This window comes from Helicobacter macacae MIT 99-5501 (genome assembly GCF_000507845.1).
GTDB classification, from domain to species: Bacteria; Campylobacterota; Campylobacteria; order Campylobacterales; family Helicobacteraceae; genus Helicobacter_B; species Helicobacter_B macacae.
In genome coordinates, this window is the sequence record NZ_KI669454.1 from 1,150,859 (window position 1) to 1,165,558 (window position 14,700).

Here is a 14,700-nt window from a genome sequence, read left to right on the forward strand (position 1 = left end):
ATATACCAAGACAAAGGAGCTAAAATGAACAACACGCAAATCATTACAAAAGAAAGCTTTAATGGACTTTTTGCGCTTGGGATTTGGATAGTTTTTTGCTGGTTTTTTGATTTTTCATTTGGGACATTTATCGGTGTTTTGGGGCTTTTGGCTTGGATTTGGGCTTATAGAAATCCTGAGCGAATCGCCTTGCAACAAGGCAAAGACATTGTATTAGCCCCGATAGATGGCTATATCAGCAATATTGAGCAATTAGATAACGGTGTTTGCATACATATCAAGGTGGGGTTTTTTGATGTGGGCTTGGTGCGTGCACCTACGAATTGCAAGGAGCTATCTATTTCTAAGCAGGCAGGGCTTTTGGCGTATTTTTCTCCGCTAAATGAAAGCCTAAATGAAAGCCTACACGCAAAAAGCAAAAACTTTGAAATTATGCTTTTGCCACGCATTTTTAGGCATTCTTCGTTTTATGCACCTATCGAATACAAAGCGGGCGATAGAATCGGCTTTATGAAAGTAGGCGAAGTAAAAATGCGTGTTTATGGCAATATCGAGATGATAAGCAGGATTGGGGACAAAATCCAAGCAGGCGTTAGTGTGGTGGGAAATCTACGCTAAGTCATCAAAAAGCAAAAATACCTGATAAAAATTGCAAAAATGAGAAAAAAAAAAAAACAAGGGGCATAAAATCTTGTAGTGCTTTTCTTAAATTTGCAAGCCGTGTATTAAGTTAAATTACACAAGCACAAAACATAGCTAAATCTGCAAAATCTAGCAGAAGTTAGCAAAATCATAAGGATAAGGCGATGAATATAAACCCTCTTTTTATCTTGCCAAACCTATTTACTGCAGGTGGAATCTTTTGCGGAATAGTAAGCATTATGCTTGCTTCAAACACACGCTTTGAGCTAGCGGCGTGGCTTATCGTGCTTGCTATGGTGTTTGATGGGCTTGATGGTAGAGTGGCTAGGCTTACACACACTACTAGCAAGTTTGGCGTGGAGTTTGATTCTCTAGCAGATATTGTAGCCTTTGGCGTAGCACCTGCTATGTTGCTTTATTACTACATTCCACAAATCGGCTCAAGCTACGGATTTGACGGGGATTATGGACTATATCGCATTTTTGTTTGTGCGTTGTTTGTCATATTTGGCGCGATTCGCTTAGCTAGGTTTAATGTAACGACAAGCAACACCGAGCCAAATACATTCATAGGGCTTCCCATACCTAGTGCAGCGGTGATTTTGGTGCTTTGGATTTTGCTTGATTTGCGCTATGGATTTTTAGCACCCAAGTTCAGCTACGCGCTTCTTATTTTGGCATTTTTGCTAAGCATTTTAATGGTAAGCAATATCCGCTACCCTAGCTTTAAAAAATTGCGATGGAATCTAAAGCTATTTGTCATCTTGCTAATCGCCCTTGCGGCGATTATTAGTTCAAAATTTTATGTGGAGATTTTTTGCGCACTTTTAAGCGGATATATGCTTTATGGCATTATTCGATTTATCGTGCTTATGTGCAAAGTCCTCCTTAAAAAATGCTAAAAAATAAATAAACACTTTTAGCGCGAAATCCGCCTTTTGCACTTAAAGAATCTCTAGTATTCAAAAAAAAGGAAAAACAATGAAAAACACAACAAACGATAGAATCATCATATTTGATACGACATTGCGAGATGGGGAGCAAAGCCCCGGAGCTTCTATGAATATTGAGGAAAAAATCCAAATCGCATTGCAGCTAGAAAAACTAGGCGTGGATGTCATTGAAGCAGGGTTTGCAGCGTCTAGTCCGGGAGATTTTGAAGCCATACACCAAATCGCTTCAAGGCTTACTACTACGAGCGTTTGCTCACTTGCTCGTGCGGTAGATAGCGACATAGAAGCAGCAGCAAAGGCGATAACCCCAGCCAAACTAAAAAGAATCCACACCTTTATCGCCACAAGCCCAATCCATATGCAATACAAACTAAAACTCCCACCAAATGAAGTCATCAAACGCGCTGTCAATGCCGTAGGACTTGCAAAGTCTTTATGCGAAGATGTGGAGTTTAGCTGTGAGGATGCACTTAGAAGTGATATAGGGTTTTTAAAAGAAATCTTGCCAGCTGTGATTGAAGCAGGGGCTAGCACGATAAATCTGCCCGATACTGTTGGCTATCGCTTGCCAAATGAAATCGCTTCATTTATGAGTGAAATCCACAGCTTTCTTTATGAGAGATTTGGGGAGAAAGCATTGCTATCTACGCATTGTCATAATGACTTGGGGCTAGCGGTGGCAAACTCTATCGCTGCGATACAAAGTGGTGTGCGACAGGTAGAGTGCACGATAAATGGTTTGGGCGAGAGAGCAGGTAACACCGCATTAGAAGAAATCGTAATGATACTAAAGACACGAAAAGATTTATTTGGGATAGATTCTACCCTTGATAAAAATCCTAGCAAAAATTCGCTTGATACGCGCATAAATACTAAAGAGATTTATGCCACAAGTAAGCTAGTAGCCGACATAACAGGTATCCGCCCCCAGCCAAACAAGGCTATCGTAGGCAAAAACGCATTTGCACACGAGAGCGGAATCCACCAAGATGGCGTGCTAAAAAACCCAGAGACTTACGAGATTATGCGACCTAGTGATATTGGCATACCAGATTCTAGTGGATTGATTTTGGGCAAGCATTCGGGTAGGGCGGCATTTAAAGATAAAATAAAAGAACTAGGATTTGCGCTAAATGATGAGGAAATCCTAGTCGCTTTTGGTAAATTTAAGCAACTTTGCGATAGCAAAAAAGAAGTCTTTGATGAGGATATTAGTGCCATTTTGCGTGAGCAATCAAGCCATATTCCTCAAGTATTTAGCCTAAATCTACTCCAAGTAAGCGCGTGTAGTAGTGGTAAATTTTGCGCTGCTGTGAGTATCAGCAAGCTAGAATCAGATTCAAGTAAGCAGATAAAAGAAGTAGAATACAGCGATTCTGCGCTTGGAAATGGCGCGGTAGATTGCGTGCTAAAAAGCATTGATAGGATTAGTGATATTAGCGGGCATTTGCTTGACTACAAGGTAGAATCCGTAAGCAAAGGCAAAGACGCCCTAGCCAAAGTCGTAGTCAAAGTCGCTTTTGAGGATGCTAAAAAAGCAATGATAGGACACGGCATAGATATTGACACGATGAGTGCAACTGCAAAGGCATATATCTCTGCGCTAAATAGCTATCTTTCTATGAAAAACTTTTTGGGAAAAACTTTTTGGGAAAATAAAAATTTGTGAAAAAAGATTTTGGCACAGATACATATATGGACTTTTCATCACAAAAAGATTTAGCAGAGACTTTAGCTAGCACTGCGCCAAAATCAAACACAGATGGGATTTGTAGTGCGAAGTTTTATATCGAGGGTATGAGCTGTGCAGCGTGTAGTGCAAGCATAGAGCGTGCGCTATCTCGCAAAGATTTTATAAAATCCGCTCAAATAAACCTAATCACAAAGTCTGCTATTGTCAAATACGATAGCACAAAAGCTAGCTTAGATGATATTTTTGCCCTTATCTCAAAGCTAGGATTTTCGCCATTTGTAGCAGATTCTGCCACAAAGCAAAAACTAGATTTTACAAAACCTAGCGCAACTACTTTAGGCACAAATTCCACTACAACGCACGCGCAAACCACAGCAAAACCCCCAAGCCAAATCTTAAAAAAACTCCGCTTTTTTATCACTTCTTTTAATTCCCTTGACAAAAGACTTTTGCCACCAAAATTGCGGATTTTGTGTAGTGTGCTTGCCACACTTCTTGTGCTATATTTATCGATGTTTCCTATGTTTAGCTCTAGCGTGCTTATTGCGCCATTTGATGATTTTGGTATAAATATCGCCACACAGATTATTTGCACACTCATTGTCGCACATATGGGGAGGGATTTTTATTTCAAGGGCTTTGCTACGCTTTTTGCCCGCACACCTACTATGGATTCTCTAATCGCTATTAGCACCGCAAGTGCGTTTGCATATAGCTTGTGGCTTTTGATGTTTCATACACACGGCGGAGAGATACCACATTTATATTTTGAGAGTATTTGTGTGATTATCACATTTGTGCTTTGTGGCAAATCCTTAGAATCAAGTGCGAAATCCCAAGCAAACGAAGTGATAAACGCGCTTTTATCGCGCAATGTCAAAAACGCCATAAAGCTAGATTCACTCACACATAAAGTAGAGTCAAATATCCCCATAGATTCTATCAAAGAGGGCGATTTGCTAAAGGTTTTGCCTTATAGCTTTGTCCCTGTCGATGGCGTGGTGGCTAGCGGGGATTGTGCCATAGATGAGTCAATGCTAAGCGGGGAGGTTTTGCCCGTGCCAAAAAGTATAGATTCTCCACTTTTTGCAGGCTCGCTAAACACCACACAAGCATTTATAATGCGTGCAACTTCTAGCGCAAAAAATAGCAGCCTAAGCGCGATGATAGCACTCATAGAGGAGGCTATCACTTCTAAGCCACACATTTCGCGCATAGCTGATAAAGTCGCAAGTGTATTTGTCCCCGCTGTGATTGTTATCGCACTTATCGCAGGAAGCATTTGGAGTGTGGCAAAAGATTTTAGCTTTGGATTTGAGATTTTTATCAGCACTCTAGTGATTTCTTGCCCTTGTGCTTTGGGGCTAGCCACACCGCTAGCAGTGATGATAGGCAATGCCCTAGCAAACAAAAATGGCGTATTTTTCAAAAACGCGCAAAGTTTTGAAACCGCCTCAAAAGTCAGCGATGTTGTATTTGACAAAACAGGCACGCTTACAGATTCTGCCCTGGAAGTGCGCGAAGTGCTACCTTTTGGCGAAATATCAAAAGATGAGATTTTGGCTATGGGTGCTAGCATAGAAAGAGGTAGTGAGCATATCATCGCAAAAGCCCTCATAAAAGCAGCTACACAAAGCGTGGCTAATAAGAGCTATGATTTTAGCGATTTTGTCGCTTACGCAGGGCTAGGCATAAAAGCCACGATGAAAGAAGCTAGCGATAAAAAGGGGCAAGTTTTTGTGCTAGGAAGTGAAAAGTTTTTTAAAAATTTAGATTCTAGTATATCTCTAAAATCACTTGAAAAAGACGCGATTTGCGTGTATCTAGGAGTGCAAAACCAAGACAACACATACAAAATCTTAGGCGTGATTTATCTGCAAGATAGCATAAAAAGCGAGGCTTTTAGACTGATAGAAGCATTAAAAAGGCGCAATATCACGCCACATATCTTAAGTGGGGATATTGCTAGCAATGTTAGTCGCGTGGCACAAGAATTGCAAATAGATGATTTCATCGCGCAAGCTAGCCCAAAAGACAAGCTAGAATTTATCCAAAATATAAGTCAAAAATCTACAAAAAAATCCACGCAAAAATACACACAAAAATTTGCGCAAAAAGATTCCAAAAACCCCCAAAATCTCGTAATGATGATAGGTGATGGCGTAAATGATGTGGGCGCACTGCAAGCAAGTGATATTTCAGTTAGCTTCAAAGAAGCAAGTGAGGTAAGCGAAAAAAGCGCGGATATTATCATTTATAGCCACGATTTAGGCAAAATCTACTATGCGATTAGCTTAAGCAAAGCAGTGCTAGCAAATATTAAGCAAAATCTATTTTGGGCGTTTTGTTATAACGCGCTTTGTATCCCGCTAGCGTGCGGTGTGCTGTATGGATTTGGTGTGCTTCTAAATCCTATGATTGCCGCATTTGCAATGAGCGCAAGTAGCCTTAGTGTGGTTTTAAATGCGCAAAGATTGTGGCGATTTAGATAAATCAAGTAAGATTTGGAAGATGCTCCACCAAAAAATATAAAAAGCGATAAAAAACAAAATCCAAAACAAAAAGGAGCAACTATGCAAAATCTCACTCTAAAAGTTGGTGGTATCCATTGTGAAAACTGCGCAAGCAAAGTAAAATCCATTCTAAAAGGCATAAAAGGTGTAAAGCACATAGAAGTGGAAGTGATAAAAATGCAGGGAAGTGGTATTGTCAAAATCGAGTTTGACGCACCTGCTAGTATTGAGGCGATAAAAGAGGAAATCCTAGATTGTGGCTATGAAGTGCTAGAATAAAAGCCCAAAAATACTAAACCAAAAAGCAAAATCTTGTTTCCAAAATCTAGTATTTAAGATTTTTTGCGTCCAAAAAAAAACTTGCACTCCAAAATCTCGCATTAAAATCATAGTGCTACAATTTCATCTGCAAGTTTTATCCACAAGCCCCAAAGTCTGCAAATTTGCATAAAATCTACAAAGATACAACAAAAGGCAAAAAATGCAAAACGCTACACAAACCACAAACCCCCCCAAAGTAACGCTAAAAAGTTTTTATAAACGATTTTATCCTTACATAAAAGACTATTATTTGTTTTTTTTCTTAGTCGTTATTTCTAGCTCTATAACCGCAGCTGGGACAGCTGGCTCTGCTTATCTTATCAAACCCGCCCTTGATGATATATTTCTAAACAAAGATGCAAAAATGCTAACTATCGTGCCATTTTTGGTGGTTGTGGCGTATTTTGCCAAAGGAGCTGGTTCTTATGCACAAAATTTCTTTATCAACTACATAGGCTCTGACATTGTGCGGAGAATCCGCGAAGATGTGCTAGAGCACACCTTGCGACTTGATTTGCAGTTTTTCAACAAAATGCGCACAGGCGAGCTACTAGCACGTGTAACAGGCGATATAGAAATGGTGCGTGCAGCAGTGGCAAACTACTGCACAGATTTTGTCCGCGAGGTTTTCACTATTGTGGGGCTTATCGTGGTTGTGATTTATCAAAGTCCTATGCTTGCGTTTTATTCATTTGTGGTGTTGCCTTTTTCTGTCGTGCCTGTGATTATCCTTATGCGACACGTAAAACGTCTAACGCGCAAAGGCGTGAATAAGGGTGCAGATATTGCCTCAAAACTTACCGAGATTTTCTCTAGTGCTGAAATCATCAAAGCAAACAATGGCGAGCAGCTAGAATTAGAGCATTACAAAAAAGAAAACAAAATCCTCTTTAAGCTAGGTATAAAAGGCGTGCTAATCGGTGGAATCAACACACCTTTAATGGAGTTTTTGGGCGCAATCGCCATAGGCTTGGTTATCTTTGTAGGCGGAAACGAAGTCATACAGGAGCGAATGACAGTTGGCGAGTTTGGTGCTTTTACTGCGGCGTTATTTATGCTTTGGACACCTATCAAAAGGCTAGTTGGGATTTTTATGAGCTTTCAAAGCGCACTTGTAGCAGGGGAGAGAATCGCTTATATTATGGATTTGCGCCCAACCATAATCGATGGGAATCGCACACTAAATAAACCAATAGAATCCATACAAGTAGAAAGCACCAAACTAAGCTATGATGAAGTCGCAGCCCTAAATGGTGTAAGTTTGGAAGTGGCTAGAAACGAGATAATCGCACTTGTTGGCAAATCTGGCTCTGGCAAAAGCTCGCTTGTAAATATGATTTTGCGACTTTATGAGCCAAGTAGTGGGAGGATTTTGATAAATGGTGTGGATACAAAAGAATTTACCCAAAAATCTGTGCGTGATAATATCAGTATCGTTACGCAAAGAATCTTTATTTTTAATGACACGATTGCGGCAAATGTCGCTTATGGAAGCACGATAGACAATGAGCGCGTGATAGACGCGCTAAAAAAAGCTCAAATGTGGGATTTCGTGCAAGGTATCGAGGGTGGGATAGAAGCAAGGCTTGATGAGTTTGGCACAAATCTAAGCGGTGGGCAAAGACAGCGCATAGCCATTGCAAGGGCGATTTATAAAAATAGCGATGTGCTTATATTTGATGAAGCCACTTCCGCGCTAGACATAAAGACAGAGGAGGAAATACGCAAAACCATAGAATCCATAAAACAAGATAAAATCATTATCCTAATCGCTCATCGCCCTAGCACAATTTCGCTTGCAAGCAGAATCTACCACTTAGAAAACGGACTCATCACGCATATAAACACACCTGAAGAGTTTTTCCGTGATGAAGCCCTAAGCCAAGAATTGCAAAAAGAACAATAGCAAAAAACAATGAAATACAACATAAACCTTGATACTTTTTTGATTTCTGATTCTCATTTCGGGCATAAAGCCGTGATGAAAAAAGAACCTTCTCGCAAAGAAGCACTAAAAAGAAGTCCTTTTAAGGTGTTTGAGGATTTGAGTGTGTATGAGTGGAACACAGTAGTAAATCGTGGCGATAAAGTGCTGCATTTGGGGGATTTGTATTTTGATGATGGGTATAAATACTTGCCAAAGCTAAGCGGGGATAAAATCCTACTTGTTGGCAATAACGACATTGGCAAGTTTTGGCGAGTGCAAGAAATGGAGGAATGGCAAGTCTGCAAAAAGCTAAAGCTACAAATCCCGCAAAAAAGCAAAATTTTGCGTAGGCTAGTAGAAAAATTTGGTAAAGAGCAAGTCAAAAATATCTATGCAAATGCTATCGTGCTAGATATAGGCAAAGAGCGGATAATGTTTAGCCATTTTCCCGTGATGAATCGCAAGAGTAATGATAGATTTTGGGAAGCGCGAGATGTGCTAGATGAGGCGTATCGGCTAAGCGAATGTAGCTTAAACATACACGGGCATACGCACTCTAAAAAAACGCATAATAAATTTTGTATAAATGTCAGCTGTGAGGAGACAGAGTTTCGCCCTGTGAGATTATTTCAAGTGCTTAGTATGCACTAGCTGTGTCCTTGCTTATCGTGGCTTATTCTTTTTCTGCAAAAGCATAGTTTAAATGGTGCTAGATTTTAAGATTCATAAAATTTAGGTTTTGTGTTATAATCCAAGCAGTTATTAAAAATTTTTCACACAATAAAACTTCACTAGTTCGTTAAAAATCATTTAAGGATAGAAGTTTTTAGACATAGGCAATATTGGGAATTATATATCCAAAGAATCATAAGGATAATTTATGCCACCAATTCTAAGCAATAAAAATCAAACAAATGAAACATATATCTACAAGCAACATAAACTCTATGCTAAGTTGCTAAGCGGAGAATATTATTTGCTTAAAAATAATAGTTTTGTCCTAGCAAATGATGAGATAAATGAGATTTTGGATATTTTGCCAGAGGGTATAGATTTAAAAATAATGCAAAAAAGTTTTAATGCAGAAAACCCTATCGAGCTTTTGCCCTACCTTAGAAATACCATCGGGGATTTTGATTTTTCACATTTAAGCACAAAAACAAATTTTGATAAGCCAATTATGTCAAATCTATCACTAGATTTTGCATTTCCAAAGATACTAGATTGTCAAATCGATATAAATCCAAGTGCATTGTATCCAAGCAGGGATATTGACCCAAAAAATAATGGAATCCAAGTTTTATCACTAAGTGGCGCACAGCACAAACTTCAAGTAAGCATTACAAATAATGTAATCACAGAAAATTATGGAGATTTTATCCTCAAGCCTGACAATGAGGAATACTCAAATCTAGCAGTAAATGAACATCTAAATATGAGTTTTATGCGCGAATTTGGGTTTGAAGTGCCTTTTAACGCGCTTGTTTGTGATAGACATTTTGGAGAGTTTCATTATGTGGTTAAGCGATTTGATATAGATGAAAATGGCAATAAAATGCCACAAATAACGCTTAATGCACTAACAAAAAGCAAAAGAAAAGAAATAGGAAATATTGAGGACATAGCAACTTTTCTGCGAGATAGGCTAGATAATGCAGAAAAAATGAAATTTATAAAATATATCTATGCAAATGCGCTGCTACACAACAACGACTTGCACAAAAAAAATATCAGTTTTGTATTTAAAGATAATGCGCTTAAGCTAAGTCCAGCTTATGACATTCTAAATATTTATCCCATAAGAAAACTAGAAAATACTCAATGCCTCTTGCTAATCAACAACAAACAAAACAATATAAAAATCGATGATTTTCACTTAGTCAGTCAAAATCTAGGAGTTGATTTTGCACAAGCTAGAGAAAGTCTAAATCAAATACTAGATATTTATCTAAACAAATACCCTGAATATATCAAAAAATTACAAGACATACTAAAAAAACACCCCACAAAAAGCGCAGAAATTGCTATGAGTTTTAAGGATTTTAGAAATAAACTTTTAGATAGTTATGATAAATGTCAAAAAAATAATGAGATTTAGCAATTTCTTCAAAAAAAGTATTATAATCTTGCCAAAATGTAGGTGTCTAAAAAAAGGAAAAATAAAAATGAAAAAAAATAAAAAACCAAATCCGATGCTGTTGCTTACGATAAATTGCTCCATAGGTAATAAACGAAATCATCTAAGTATTAAGCGTTTGTGCGATTTATTTTTGCATATCAAAGAAAAGGAAAATTCTCTAACCAGCCTTGAAAAATATGCAATCACAACAATGCAAGAAGAAGCAAAGCCACAAGAAATAGAATTATTTAAGCAAGAATATCCACATATACCTAAGGAAAATATCGATTATGCCTTATCAATTAAACCTTACGCAAAGTAATGTTGATTTTATAAAAACATATTGCACAGAGCAGATATACGCGCTAGAGCAGTTTTTGCCAATCGTTAATGAATCTGTGAATAGAGGAGCTATAAAAGATGGCATAGCTTTTGGTGGAGGAACTGCACTAACAATGTATTATCTAGCGCATAGGAGGAGTTTTGATATTGATTTATTTGTAGATGATAGACAATATCTTTCCTTTTTTAGCCCAAAACTTTGGATTTTAGAAAATTCAAAGTTTAATGATAGTTACACAGAGCTTGCCCACCATATTGGTTTTAGCACAAAAGAAAACATAAAAATAGATATACTTGCTAGCCCTTTTATTGAAAAAGCATTATTAGATGATTCCAAATCTTTTTTCAGCCAAAGTGTCTATATTCATTCCATAGAGGACATTATCGCAAACAAAATCCGCTTTAGAAAACTTGATAATAAAACAAGAGATATTTTTGATATTGTTGCTAGTATCCAAAAATATCCTAATTTGATTGATGATTTACTAGAAAAAGAATCAATCAATAAAAATGACATAAAAGACTTAAAAACAGCTATACAAACGCTAAATTATGAAAAATATCATAATGATATAGAAATGATGCAACCCATCCAAGAATACAAAGAAATAGCCTTAAATGCCCCCAAAATTCTAATAGATTATATTGACACGCATATACTAAAAACAACCACAATACCCCTCCAAACCCCCAGCAAAAAACCAAATCCCCTCGCATAAGGTTTCGTGCGATTCTAGCCCCCAAAACCCTAAACCCAAAAAAAACTAAAACACAAAATTGTAGCGGAAGAATATGTCATAGTTTGAGCCAACCACCGCTTTTGTGCCTACTTGTGTTGTTTCGCCATTGCCGTTTCCTCCACCATTAGCAGGTTTTGATTCCATTTTATCTGGCTTACCTAGTGTAGCTCTCACAGGGCGAAACCTAACGCCCAGCTCGACATCGTGATGCTTAGCGAGATTTGCCCTCACACCGAAGTTTATAGCGACATTGAAGCTAGTTTTTGGGTTGCTAAACTTCTTGCCCTTGTAGTTTGTAGGAAGTGTTGTGGGTGCAAGAGTTACGCCACCACTTCCAGCTGCATCTCCTGCTGCTTCTAGCATATTTTCTAGCAGTTTATTGCTCCAGCCATAGCTCTGCGCTCCTAGCCCCACACCAGCAAAAAACCCAAAGAAATTGTTGTTTTTCTCTACGATATTTAGTAGACCATCAATATTTAAATTATAGTTCATACCCCAGATTTTGTTTTGGTGAGCATAGGAGTAGTTGAAGTCTGCATAATATCGCAAGCCAAATCCACCCGTGATAGCGTGCTTGTATCCCACTAGGATTCCATAGATTCCTGTGGCTCTATCTAGTGAGGCTGATGAAGTGTAAGTGTTTTGCGCTCCACCTGTTGGAGTGGCGAGGTAGCTTATAGCTCCATTGTAGCTCAGAGATGCTACACCGATGCTTAGCCCCACAAACACACCACTTTTTTCTTTATTCATAGGCTCGATTTCAAAGGGGCGAGTTTGCTCCTCTTGGGCTAATTGCTCTTGGGTGTTTTCTCCTGTGCCTAGCGTGTCTGCGCTTTCTTGTGTGTGTGTGTGTGGCACTCCGCAGCCCTCCCCACAAGGCGTGCTAATGGATTGCACAGGCTCTTTTTGGTTAAGCGTTTGCGCTTGGCTTGTTTCATTTGTCGCTTCGCTTGCTGCTTCTTGCGCGGATTGATTTGTCGCTTCTTGTGTCGCCTCTTGGGTTGCTTCTTTTGTTGCTTCTTGGGTGTTGGCTGGTGCTTGTGCTTCATTTTGCGCTTCAGGCTGTGCATTTGCGATACTTAGCACACTTAGAGCAAAAGCACTTGCCAAAAGCACTTTCCCCAAAGGCTTTAGCTTTGTATGCTTAGGGTTGTTGTTTGGGGTGTGGTTGCAGTTTTTTGTTGTAGTAAGCATTTCATCTCCTTTTTGCTTCTTTTTTGTCTGTGCTAGATTGAGTGCTTTTCTTGTTTTTCACGCTTTTCATACCCAATCTTTATCAAGGCTTTGTGGATATTTTGCGCTTTTTTGCAAGAAATCGTGTGATTATAACACAACTAAAACAAAAAAAAAAAAAATGGAAAAATATTTTGGGATTTTTTGTGTTTTGCGTTGTTTTATTGTGTCGTATTGTGAGTTTTTATGGTGTGCAATGCCAACTTTTGCCATAAATTCTAATATTTTGCCATAATCCCAAACTTTTGTCATATTTAGCATTAGTGAAATATCTCATACGCAAGCCATAGCCTCACTATAAAAATAATGCTAATTTGGGCATAACTAAATATTTAAAAAACTGCTATAACATAGCGCATAGACTTCAAATCCCACCGCGAAATCTCCAAACTACTCTAACTCCAAAAAGTGTGAAACATAAAACTTAAGGATAAAAAATGCAACAAACACTTTTCACAGCTACATCGCAATCCCAAATCGGTATCCCACAAATAGGCATTCCAAAAGAAAGCCAAAAAAACGAAGCACGGGTAAGTGCATCTCCTGCAAGTGTGAGTGCGCTGCAAAAGCTAGGATTTGCCGTAGTGGTAGCAAAAGGTGCTGGGGCAAAAGCTGGATTTAGTGATGAGGAGTATCAAAACAATGGCGCGACAATCGCCACCCAAAATCAAGCACTATCTAGCGACATAGTCCTGGTAGTAAATGCCCCAAACGATGAGGAAATCAAGCAACTAAAAAAAGGCGCGATTCTAATCGGGCTACTTGGCATAGCGCATAATAAGCCACTTTTAGAATCCCTAAACGCGCAAGGCATAAATGCACTTAGTATGGACTGCGTCCCTAGAATCTCACGCGCTCAAAGTATGGACGCGCTTAGCTCTATGGCAAATATCGCAGGCTATCGCGCCATAATCGAATCTAGCTTTGCCTTTGGGAGGTTTTTTGGTGGTCAAATCACTGCTGCTGGCAAAATCCCCCCTGCAAAAGTCCTAGTCATCGGCGCGGGCGTAGCTGGACTAGCATCAATCGGCACGGCAAATAGCTTGGGTGCGGTTGTGAGGGCATTTGATACGCGTCCTGAAGTCAAAGAACAAGTGCAATCTATGGGTGCGGAATTTTTGGAAATAAACATAGAAGAGGAAGCAGGCGGTGGCGATGGCTATGCAAAGGTAATGAGTGAGGCTTATATAAAAGCTGAAATGGAGCTTTTTGCCACCCAAGCAAAAGAAGTAGACATTATCATCACTACCGCGCTTATCCCGGGCAAGCCCGCTCCCAAACTCATCACCAAGCAAATGGTAGAATCTATGAGGCAGGGCAGTGTGATTGTGGATTTGGCAGCCCAAAACGGCGGTAACTGCGAGCTAACAAAAGCAAACGAACTAATAGTTAGCAAAAATGGCGTAAAAATCATCGGCTATACGGATTTGCCCTCACGCTTGCCTACGCAAAGCTCACAGCTATATGCGACAAATGTGCTAAATCTGCTAAAGCTAATGTGTGAGAAAAGCCAAGCTATCCAAGAAAGTAAAGAAAGTAAAGAAGGCAAAGAAAGCAAGCTAGAAATTGATTTTGATGATGAGATTTTGCGCGGTGCGTGTGTTTGCAAAGACGGGCAAATCACTTTCCCACCACCACCTATAAAAGTCTCTGCTACAAAAAATCCCGCAGATGATTTGGTAAAATCTAGCCAAAAAGATTCTACTAAAGAGGATTTGGCAAAAAAGGATAGCGCACAAAGTGGGGTGGATTCTAGCAAATCTTGCCCGCTAAGAAAGATTTGGCACAAATATTCTAGCTACGCGCCACTTGGGTTTGGGATTGTAGGGATTTTGGCGTTTTTTGGGATTTGTGCAAATGCGCCGAGTGAGTTTTTGTCGCACTTTATGGTGTTTGCACTTGCGTGTGTGGTGGGCTACTATGTCGTGTGGAATGTAAATCACGCACTTCACACCCCGCTAATGAGCGTTACAAACGCCATTTCTGGCATCATCGTGGTGGGGGCATTGCTACAAATGGGCGAGGGAAGCCTAATTAGCGCGCTTGCTTTTGTGGGTGTGTTTATCGCTAGTATCAATATTTTTGGTGGATTTTTCGTTACGCAGCGAATGCTAAAAATGTTTCGCCTTGATAGAGATGATAAGCAAGAGGGCAAAACTACAAAATCTAGCAGTGCCAAAACTAGCAATGCTACTAAGTCTGGCAATGTGAAATAAG

At 39.3% G+C, this 14,700-nt stretch carries 12 protein-coding genes; 11 read left to right on the forward strand and 1 reads right to left on the reverse strand.

Translation table 11 applies throughout. The features are described 5' to 3' along the window. Positions 1-24 precede the first annotated feature (24 nt). The 10 genes from HMPREF2086_RS05040 to HMPREF2086_RS05085 all read left to right on the forward strand — a co-directional run bounded on the left by HMPREF2086_RS05040 (position 25) and on the right by HMPREF2086_RS05085 (position 11,229). A complete protein-coding gene (locus HMPREF2086_RS05040; RefSeq protein WP_023927684.1) occupies positions 25-618 on the forward strand; it encodes a phosphatidylserine decarboxylase in 594 nt (197 codons plus the stop codon). Positions 619-806: 188 nt separating this feature from the next. After that, positions 807-1,544, forward strand: coding sequence for a CDP-diacylglycerol--serine O-phosphatidyltransferase (gene pssA, locus HMPREF2086_RS05045; RefSeq protein ID WP_023927685.1), 738 nt, complete (start codon positions 807-809; stop codon positions 1,542-1,544). Positions 1,545-1,623: 79 nt separating this feature from the next. After that, positions 1,624-3,264 (forward strand): 2-isopropylmalate synthase, encoded by a 1,641-nt coding sequence (locus HMPREF2086_RS05050; protein ID WP_023927686.1) that lies wholly within the window; start codon positions 1,624-1,626, stop codon positions 3,262-3,264. Continuing rightward, positions 3,261-5,780 (forward strand): heavy metal translocating P-type ATPase, encoded by a 2,520-nt coding sequence (locus HMPREF2086_RS05055; protein WP_023927687.1) that lies wholly within the window; start codon positions 3,261-3,263, stop codon positions 5,778-5,780. Before HMPREF2086_RS05050 ends, HMPREF2086_RS05055 begins: the two co-directional genes overlap by 4 nt. Before the next feature lie 81 nt (positions 5,781-5,861). Continuing rightward, positions 5,862-6,080, forward strand: coding sequence for a heavy-metal-associated domain-containing protein (locus HMPREF2086_RS05060; protein ID WP_023927688.1), 219 nt, complete (start codon positions 5,862-5,864; stop codon positions 6,078-6,080). A 202-nt stretch (positions 6,081-6,282) separates the two neighbouring features. Continuing rightward, positions 6,283-8,028 carry an ABC transporter ATP-binding protein gene (locus HMPREF2086_RS05065; protein WP_023927689.1) on the forward strand — a complete coding sequence of 582 codons (1,746 nt, stop codon included), beginning with the start codon at positions 6,283-6,285 and terminating at the stop codon, positions 8,026-8,028. Positions 8,029-8,037: 9 nt separating this feature from the next. Beyond that, complete coding sequence (locus HMPREF2086_RS05070; RefSeq protein WP_023927690.1) at positions 8,038-8,700, forward strand: metallophosphoesterase; 663 nt, start codon at positions 8,038-8,040, stop codon at positions 8,698-8,700. A gap of 229 nt (positions 8,701-8,929) precedes the next feature. Then, positions 8,930-10,147: a HipA domain-containing protein gene (locus HMPREF2086_RS05075; protein ID WP_023927691.1), complete on the forward strand. Its 1,218-nt coding sequence runs from the start codon at positions 8,930-8,932 to the stop codon at positions 10,145-10,147. A gap of 67 nt (positions 10,148-10,214) precedes the next feature. Then, the gene (locus HMPREF2086_RS05080; protein WP_023927692.1) at positions 10,215-10,490 is read left to right on the forward strand and encodes a hypothetical protein; all 276 of its coding nucleotides are present in this window, start codon (positions 10,215-10,217) and stop codon (positions 10,488-10,490) included. Further along, a complete protein-coding gene (locus tag HMPREF2086_RS05085; protein ID WP_023927693.1) occupies positions 10,459-11,229 on the forward strand; it encodes a nucleotidyl transferase AbiEii/AbiGii toxin family protein in 771 nt (256 codons plus the stop codon). The genes HMPREF2086_RS05080 and HMPREF2086_RS05085 overlap by 32 nt, the downstream gene beginning before the upstream one ends. Positions 11,230-11,274: 45 nt before the next feature. On the opposite strand, the gene HMPREF2086_RS05090 is transcribed toward HMPREF2086_RS05085, so the two are convergent. Beyond that, on the reverse strand, positions 11,275-12,444 hold the full coding sequence (locus HMPREF2086_RS05090) for an outer membrane beta-barrel protein (protein ID WP_023927694.1): 1,170 nt from the start codon (positions 12,442-12,444) through the stop codon (positions 11,275-11,277). Positions 12,445-12,920: 476 nt separating this feature from the next. Here HMPREF2086_RS05090 and HMPREF2086_RS05095 point away from each other — a divergent pair, with 476 nt between their 5' ends. Beyond that, the gene (locus HMPREF2086_RS05095) at positions 12,921-14,699 is read left to right on the forward strand and encodes a Re/Si-specific NAD(P)(+) transhydrogenase subunit alpha (protein ID WP_023927695.1); all 1,779 of its coding nucleotides are present in this window, start codon (positions 12,921-12,923) and stop codon (positions 14,697-14,699) included. The last annotated feature ends 1 nt before the right edge of the window (position 14,700 follow it).